At 64.5% G+C, this 6935-nt stretch carries 6 protein-coding genes; all 6 read right to left on the bottom strand.

The features are described from left to right. Nucleotides 1–207: 207 nt before the first annotated feature. Nucleotides 208–711 (bottom strand): serine hydrolase domain-containing protein, encoded by a 504-nt coding sequence (locus ACIQ7H_RS02370; RefSeq protein ID WP_395787995.1) that lies wholly within the window; start codon nucleotides 709–711, stop codon nucleotides 208–210. 201 nt (nucleotides 712–912) lie between these two features. Beyond that, complete coding sequence (locus ACIQ7H_RS02365; protein ID WP_395787993.1) at nucleotides 913–1389, bottom strand: HIT family protein; 477 nt, start codon at nucleotides 1387–1389, stop codon at nucleotides 913–915. Next, nucleotides 1386–3032, bottom strand: coding sequence for an amino acid adenylation domain-containing protein (locus ACIQ7H_RS02360; protein ID WP_395787991.1), 1647 nt, complete (start codon nucleotides 3030–3032; stop codon nucleotides 1386–1388). Before ACIQ7H_RS02360 ends, ACIQ7H_RS02365 begins: the two co-directional genes overlap by 4 nt. Nucleotides 3033–3046: 14 nt before the next feature. Continuing rightward, a complete protein-coding gene (locus ACIQ7H_RS02355; RefSeq protein ID WP_395787989.1) occupies nucleotides 3047–5092 on the bottom strand; it encodes an alpha/beta fold hydrolase in 2046 nt (681 codons plus the stop codon). Nucleotides 5093–5310: 218 nt separating this feature from the next. Next, the gene (locus ACIQ7H_RS02350) at nucleotides 5311–5556 is read right to left on the bottom strand and encodes a hypothetical protein (RefSeq protein ID WP_395787987.1); all 246 of its coding nucleotides are present in this window, start codon (nucleotides 5554–5556) and stop codon (nucleotides 5311–5313) included. After that, nucleotides 5553–6470: a diiron oxygenase gene (locus ACIQ7H_RS02345; RefSeq protein WP_395787985.1), complete on the bottom strand. Its 918-nt coding sequence runs from the start codon at nucleotides 6468–6470 to the stop codon at nucleotides 5553–5555. Before ACIQ7H_RS02345 ends, ACIQ7H_RS02350 begins: the two co-directional genes overlap by 4 nt. Nucleotides 6471–6935: the final 465 nt, after the last annotated feature.

The following is a 6935-nucleotide window of genomic DNA, read 5'->3' as shown; positions in this document are numbered from 1 at the left end:
CATCGACGTGCTCACCCGACTGCCGACCACGCGCAACCGCGACATCGACAGCTTGCTGCCGATCGAGGGCTGGGCGCCGATCTGCAACTGAGGCTCAGCACGGCGAGTGGGGAAGCGGTAGGTGGCTTGGGCGGACGCATACCGCGCAACCGCGACATCGACAGCTTGCTGCCGATCGAGGGCTGGGCGCCGATCTGCAACTGAGGCTCAGCACGGCGAGTGGGGAAGCAGTAGGTGGCTTGGGCGGACGCTTACGGCGAATTGCTGTCCGACGCCATAGCCGGCGGGGAAGTCGCGGCAGCAGGCGATCTGGTCGACCGCCTCGGCGAGGCTGATGCTGCGGTCGGTGATCTCCGGCGCCGCCGAGTCGTTGCCGTAGCCCGAAGTGTGCGAGAACAGCTGCAGCAGGTTCATGTCGGCCTTCTCGCCGGTGAACTGCGGCAGCAACTCGCTGACTGGCGCTTCGGCATCCAGCACGCCGCGGTCGATCAATTGGGCGATCCGGATCGCGCTGGCCAGCTTGCTGGCCGATGCGATTGCCACCACGGTGTTGGCGTTGTACGTGCCGGCGTAGCGTTCGAGCAGCACGCCTTGGCGGGTGCCGATGAGTACCGCCCCCCCGGGCAAGCCCTCGGTCGCAAGAAGGTTGTCGAAGCGGCTCAGTGCCGGCTGAAACGCGCAGATGCCGCCGGCCTGGGCGGTGCTTGCCATGAGCAGTAGGGAAGCGACCGCGCACACACCGCTACGGAGGACCTTGCCTTGCTTCATCGCACATCTCGCAGTGGGGAGGACTGAGCGCAACAACGCACAGCATCCGACTTGGTTGACGTGCTCTAGGCGATTTGATTGCCTGTGTGGCGATTTCCCAGTCCGGCGACGGATCACCTGAGCCTGCGGTCTTCGGTGCCTCATTCATTGCGAAGGCGGAACCTGAAGTTGCGCCCTGATCGCAGCGGCGATGGTGTCGAGTTCCGCATGCTTGATGCCAAAACCAAACAGCCCCACGGTGCGGGCAAGCAGGCGCAGGCCGAAGCCAAGGCTGTCGCCGGGCCGACGCGGGATGCAGTGCAGGTGCAGGTGGGGAATGTGCTGGTTGGCGGCGACCCCGTCGTTGAGCAGCAGATTGCTGCCGCCGCTTGCGTAGCCGGCGGCCTCCTGAGCCTTGAGGATCGCGTCGGCCAGCAGGAACAGGCGACGCTGCTCGACGCCATCAAGCTCGGCGAGGCGGCTCACATGCCGCCTTGGAATCAGCAGCACATGGCCCCGTCGGATCGGGTGGATGTCCATCACCGCCATCCACTCGCTGTCCTCATGGACGATGCTGGCCGGCAGGCGTCCGCTGGCAATGCCGCAGAAGATGCAGTTGTCGGGAGCTGCGCTGGCGTTCATTGGGCATGTTCCTGGCAGGCACGAGCCGCTGGCTCGGGCCGCGCCTGCGGTTTCGGTCGTGGCAGTCGAAGTGTCGCCAGGGCGCCATAGTCGACCTTGCCATTGCTGTTGAGCGGCAACGCATCCAGCACATGCACCTCGGAGGGCAGCATGTAGGCTGGCAACCGTGCCTTGATCGCCCCCGTCGCCTTGCGTGCGTCGTAGTGCGGACACACAACAAACGCGGCCAAACCAGAGGGTGCGTCGGCGCCGGGCGGGATGATCGCAATCACCGCGACTTCGGCTGACGCGTCTGGCGTGGCGCAAGCCTCGCGTAGATGGGCTTCGACTTCCTGCAGTTCGATGCGATAGCCGCGAAGTTTGATCTGTCGATCGGCTCGGCCGAGGAACAGCGCGCTGCCGTTGGGCTCGATCACCGCCAGGTCGCCGCTGCGATACCAGCGTTCGCTCGCGCAGCCGGTCAGCGCGCGCTGGACAAAGCGGGCTGAGGTCTGCTGCTCGTCTTGCCAGTAGCCAAACGCGAGCTGCACGCCGCCGAGCCAGAGCTCGCCGGCTTCACCGCTGGCGCAGCGCTCGCCAAGCGCGTTGACCACGGCGATCTCCATCGCTGGAAACGCGCGTCCGATCGGCACCACGCTGCGATCTGCATCGGCAGCGACAACGCGGTGCGCGGTGCAGGCGATGGTGGCTTCGGTGGGGCCATAGATGTTGTCGCAGCGGGCGTGGGGCGCGGCTGCAAGCCACGCCCCCGCCAGTGGCCCCGGCAACGCTTCGCCACAAAACAGTGCCAGTCGCAGCGAGGGAAAGGTGCCCGGCAGCAGCTGCTTGAACCGCTGCAGCGCAGCCGCGAGCGAGGGCACCGAGAACCACACGCTCAACTGGTGTTCCTTGACGAAGTCCGTCGGCATCATCAGCGCCTGCTTCGGCACGCAGTACAGGCAGGCGCCCGCGGCCCAGGTGACGAACATGTCGTGCATCGACAGATCAAACGTCGGCTCGAAGAACTGGCTGCAGCGCTGGTGTTCGTCGAGTTCCGGGTACTGGGCGAGCACCGCATCGACATAGGCGCACAGCGCGCGGTGCCCAACAGCAACGCCTTTAGGAACGCCTGTGCTGCCCGAGGTGAACAGCACGTAGGCGATGTCGCTGTCATCGATGTCCAGCCCGGAGGAGCGGGCCGAGTGACCCAGCTCCGGGCCTGTAGCGGTAGCTTCCGGGCTTGCGGCAATCCGCGATGCTGCGGCATCCGCTCCGTCCTCAGGTGCCACCACCGCGAGCGGGAAATCCAGCCTGGGCAGCAGCTCAGGCAGCATCGACGCACCGTTGCCGTCGCAGATCAGCACGCTGGGTCGAGTGCGACCCAGAATGTTCGCCATGCGCTCGGGCGGGAAGCTGGTGCCCAGCGGCACATGGATGCGCCCTGCCAACATGCAGGCTAGAGGCGCGCAGTAGGCGGCAAGGCTGCGGTCGGCCAGCGTGGCGCATACGCTGCCCACATGCGCCAGCAGACGTTCCCGCAGCCGACACACCTCGGTGTGCAGCTCGGCATACGACCAGCTGCGGCCATCCAGCCACAGCGCGGGCCGCTGCGGGAAGCGCTGGACCGCGGCGAGGAAATAGCGGGCGGCAGAGTACGTGTCCATGGCCACTGGCTCGCTCACGCCGCCTGCTGCAGACGCGGCAGGAGATGCCCGCGCAGCAGGTCGGCGATGCTCTGGTCGTAATAGTGGCCGAAGTGGTCGCCGCTCTCGTCAAAATGCAGGCTGCCATGGCGAAGGCCGTCGCAGAGCGCCTTGCCGATGTCAGGGTGGGTGACGACGTCATTTCCGGCCACATGCACCACCACCGGCTGGGTGACATCGTGGGTCCATGCGTCTTCGCGTTCCCCGAACAGGGTGCGCATCATGTTGGCGTAGCGGAACAGCGACTCCGCATTCCGGAACGGCAGGCTGGTCATGTACATCAGGTAGGGGTCGGTGCTGGTCAGAATGCTGCTGAGCATCTTGTTGTCACCTGCATCGGCGCCACCGGCACCGTAGATAAGCTCACAGTACTTCTCGGCCATCCGGTGGTTGCCGGCGATCTTGTCGAACAGCGAGCGGATGCCTGCCTCGAAGCGGGTAACGCGCACGCTCTCGGACGGTCGGATCGACACCCCGGGGTTGAGCAGCACACCTGCGCGGATGGCGTCTGGAAACGCCGACATCGCCCGCAGGACGATCTGCGCACCGCTGCTCCAGCCGGCGACACCAACCGGGCCCAAGTCCAGCGCGCGCTGGATATCGACCAAGTCGCGGGCATGCTGGATCGACCCGCAGGCTTCGAGGTCGAAGGGCACTTCGATATTGGGCACCCAGCGGCATTCCCAGGTGACCACGTGGAAGTCGTTCTGCAGGCGCTGCGCCAGCGGCCACATGAATTCGGCCGGCATGCCGTAGGCGTTGGCGAGGATCAAGGGTGGCAGGGTCGGATTGCCGCAGCTGAACACCTTGAGGTTCGCGCCATCGCTCATGCTGACGATCTGCATGCGGAAGCCGCCGCCGACTTTCTCTTTGTCAAGCTCATCCAGGAACGAGCTGAGATAGCGGTCGACGTCGTCCCAGTCCAGCTGCGGCTGCGGAAGAGCCCTGCGTTTGAAGCGCTTGTCGGCGTTGTAGTAGCCGGAATAGAAGCGGGTGCGCTCGTCGAACAGGTCCTGCAGCGGGCTCGGGTCTGCGCTCTTCTTTGAAACGAAGGCGAGGCGATCGACGCCAGTCTTCTGATCGATCATGCCGATCAGCTTCGGCATCGCCACGCCCTCCGGGTTACTGAGGTGGAAGTAGCGCTGCTCACCGAAGCCCTGCGCGCCGAGCTGCAGCATGTCGTAGACGCATTCGTCGACCGGCGTCAGGTTGGCGGTGGCGTGCTCATCGCCCTCCAGCTCCAACCGGTGCTTGAGCTTCAGCAAGGTCTCGCGCAGGCGCCGGACTTCCTTGGTGAAACCGTAGACGCCAAAGCGCGTGGTGCCGCTGTGGTGCGATGCGCGCGGCCCCATCACCACCGTCGGGCGCAGGATGCGGAAGCTCAGCCCCTGCGACTCACAGAACTCGATCACACGGTTCTCGGCGAAGTTCTTGCTCTCTTCGTAGACGTTGTTGTACTCGCGATCGAGCGAGTGCCGCTCTTCCTCGATCTGCCCCTGCGCCTTGCCGACGCTGTAGGCCGTGGATACATGCACGAACTCGGCCGGCGCGCCGGCTGTGTTGCCTTCAGCGAGCGCGTGAAACAGCGCCAGCATGTTGCCGGTGCCTTCGACGTTGTGCGCGATGATCTCCTGCCGGTGCCTGTCCTCGAACTTCAGGCTGGCGGCGCAGTGCCATGTCTCGCGGAGGCCGGCGGCGCGCAGCTGTGCGATGGTGTCGGCGTCGATGCCGCAGCGCGGGTGGGTAATGTCGCCGATCAGCACTTTCAGTCGGGCGTCCAGCATGGCCTTTGGCAGGGCTAGGCCGTAAGAAGCTGCGCAATCCGCGAGGTGGGCATAGAGCCGCGCGCGCGCCTGGTCGGGCGAGTCGCCGCGCACCAGCGCGTAGACATCACCGGGCCAGGTGATCCGGCGCAGCAGATAGTGGCCACCAAGAAAGCCGGTGGCGCCGGTCAGCAGGATGGGGCGCACGGGAGCGCTGGGGATCAAGGTGCTGGGGTCACGGGTTTCGGGGAGGGGCATGGCGAGACTCCGGAATCTGCAAGTGGACTACGCCTCGCCGCAGCAGCGGCGGGGCAGGGAAGGGGGCGGCTCGGCGATCAGAGCTCTTGTTCGATGTGGTCCGAGGGGCAGTGGTGCTTTGCGTGCGGCGCCATTCAGCCCGCGCATGCGCGGCGCGGCGAACCTGCGTTCTGCGGTGGGGCATGGGTGAGGGGTGCACTGCGTTGCGACGTCAGCCCTCACCCGCCGCGGAGGAAGTGCTGGCGGACCTGGGCGAGGCTGGCAGTTTTGGGCATCAGATCCGGCGTCACCGGAATCTCCCGGTCGATCAGTTCCTCGATGATCAGGATGTACTCCACGAAATTCAGCGAGTCGATGATCTTGTGTTCGAACAAGTCGAGTTCATCGTCGATCGTGTCGAGATCCGGGTGCTTCTCCAGCAGCCAGGCGCGAAGCGTTTCGATGCCAAGAGTTGCGGTGGTCACAGAGTCTGTCCTTCCAGATTGATGCCGATTTCGTTCATGAACTTCAGCGGGCGCTTGAGCAGCCTGGAGACGTGGTGCTCGCGTCGCGCTGGGTGCGAGAGCAGCTTTCGGCGCAGCGCCACGCCGGCCTCGATGCCGCTGTCGCGGTACATCGCGGGCTGATAAAGCGATTCGATCGAGATCTGCACATAGCGCTGCAGATGCGCGACCGCGGCCTCGCGCTCGGCGGGGTCGGCGGCGGCGAAGGCGATCTCCTTTGACTGGCTGAGAATCGTGCGGCCGAAGGTGATGTGGCGGGCCTCATCCGCGTGGTGGATCTGGTGAATCATCCGCACGAAGGGCGTGACGCGTTCGTCGCCGCCGGCGATGACGTTGTAGTAGCCGCCAATCTCTTCAAAAATTAGGATGCGCGCGAACAGTAGGAAGAACTCCATCTCTCGACAGAATCGCTCGCCGGCGACGTTGACCTTCTTGCTCGAATACACCTTGCCACCGTAGCGACGGCAGAACTCTGCGAAGAACCAGAGATGCTTGTTTTCCTCGTCGATGAAGTGGTGGATGTAAGTATCGATATGCGGCAGATCAGGCGCATAGAGCTGTGCCGACAATGCGCTCAACAGCTCGCGTTCGCCTTCCACATTAAGGCTGAACTGATTGATGCACTCCCATTTTGACAGCAGCTTGAGCTGCTGCTCGGGCATCGTTTCGGCATGTTCGGTGCCATACACGCTCAGCAGTTCCGGCGGCAACCACCACTGGTCATCTGGCAGGAAGTCCGGCCACTCGATCTGGGTGAAGGTGTTGATGTGGCGCTCGCGCGACAGGCTGACGAGCTTCTCAAGTCGGGACGCGAAGGCGGGGTCCTCGTCGATCTGCCTGAGATCACAGGCTTGCATGGCGATGGTCGATTGCATTCGGCTTCCTCATGGCGGCTCGGGTGAACGCGTTCCAGCGGCGAGGCCGAGCCCGTCAGCTATCCGCGCGCCCAGCATTCGCCTGGCAGATGCTTGTCTGTCGTGCGCGACGGTGGCTGTTTTCCGACTTGCGGTGAATCCGCAAGATTGGAAGTGCTTCGAGCTGGAGACCTCAGGGGACCTTCACGCGCAGAGTGGGTTCACTTGGCGGAGAAGGAATGGCGGGACAAGGGCCGATGGGGCGCCGCGTAGAGAGTGCGGCGACTGTCCTGCAGGCGGCTCGATTCGAGGTTCGAACGTCCGCTCGTGTTATGGCTTGAGGATACTAGGAAACATCAGAACAAATCCACGCGCGATCTGTTCAGCTTTTGCATGCGTCGATACATTCTGACGGTATCGGACGCCGAATCCACTCAACTGGGGAAACCGGGCGCTACTGTATCGGAGCGAGCTCCGCTCCACAGC

It is taken from the genome of Aquimonas sp., assembly GCF_044377145.1.
Taxonomy (GTDB): Bacteria; Pseudomonadota; Gammaproteobacteria; order Xanthomonadales; family Xanthomonadaceae; genus Aquimonas.
This window is presented reverse-complemented; position numbering and strand designations above follow the sequence as displayed.

Coding starts and splice junctions, on each gene's coding strand:
- ACIQ7H_RS02365 (WP_395787993.1), bottom strand. CDS start 1,389: ATGAACGCCAGCGCAGCTCCCGACAACTGCATCTTCTGCGGCATTGCC.
- ACIQ7H_RS02345 (WP_395787985.1), bottom strand. CDS start 6,470: ATGCAATCGACCATCGCCATGCAAGCCTGTGATCTCAGGCAGATCGAC.
- ACIQ7H_RS02355 (WP_395787989.1), bottom strand. CDS start 5,092: ATGCCCCTCCCCGAAACCCGTGACCCCAGCACCTTGATCCCCAGCGCT.
- ACIQ7H_RS02370 (WP_395787995.1), bottom strand. CDS start 711: ATGGCAAGCACCGCCCAGGCCGGCGGCATCTGCGCGTTTCAGCCGGCA.
- ACIQ7H_RS02360 (WP_395787991.1), bottom strand. CDS start 3,032: ATGGACACGTACTCTGCCGCCCGCTATTTCCTCGCCGCGGTCCAGCGC.